Origin of the sequence: Streptomyces sp. 5-10 (genome assembly GCF_014712245.1) — a bacterium.
GTDB classification, from domain to species: domain Bacteria; phylum Actinomycetota; class Actinomycetes; order Streptomycetales; family Streptomycetaceae; genus Streptomyces; species Streptomyces violaceusniger.
In genome coordinates this window covers 1-836 of record NZ_JACVYG010000213.1, presented here as the reverse complement: position 1 = coordinate 836, position 836 = coordinate 1, and the positions used below count along the sequence as shown (strand labels likewise).

Here is an 836-nt window from a genome sequence, read left to right as displayed (position 1 = left end):
GACCGGCACGTTGCGCCGTGACCAGGACACGCTCGGGCAGGTCCTGACTTCCCTGGCCCAACTGCATGTCAACGGGGTGACCGTCGACTGGAAACCTGCTCTCGGCGCGGTGGCCACGGACGACAGCACTGCGACCGACAGTCGTGCACCGATGCTGGACCTACCCACGTATGCCTTCCAGCGGCAGCGCTACTGGCTTGACGCCCCGCCCGCGGCAACCGATGCCACCGGCTTGGGCCTGGAGACCGTCGAGCACCCCCTCCTCGGAGCCGCAGTCGACACTGCTGGCAGTGAGGCGGTCCTGCTTACGGGTCGGCTGTCGCTGCAGACACATCCGTGGCTTGCCGACCACCAGGTGATGGGGGCGGTGCTGGTACCGGGGGCGGCGCTGGTGGAGATGGCGGTCCGCGCCGGTGAACACATTGGTTGCGATCGGCTGGAGGAGCTGACGCTGGAGGCGCCGCTGGTGCTGCCCGAACAGGGCGGTGTCCAGGTCCAGGTCGCCGTTGAAGAAGCCGATGCGTCGGGCTTCCGGCCGGTTTCCATCCACTCCCGCGTTGAGACCGGGGAAACGCCTGCTGAGTCCGTATGGCTCCGGAACGCCAGCGGTCTGCTCGGTATCCCGCAACAAGACGAGCAGCGCCAGGAGGTGCTCGAGCAGTGGCCGCCGGCCGGTGCCCAGCCGATGGCGTTGGATCCGGACGAGCTGTATGCGGGTTTTGCTGGTCGGGGTTATGAGTATGGGCCGTTGTTTCAGGGGGTGCGGGCGGCGTGGCGGTTGGGTGGTGCGGTGTTTGCGGAGGTGTGTTTGCCGGAGGGGGTTGATGGTGGGGGGT

1 protein-coding gene is annotated in these 836 nt (G+C 67.7%); it reads left to right on the top strand.

Translation table 11 applies throughout. The features are described 5' to 3' along the window. A partial coding sequence (locus tag IEJ02_RS47865) for a polyketide synthase dehydratase domain-containing protein (protein ID WP_191070516.1) occupies positions 1–836 on the top strand: 836 nt, incomplete at both ends.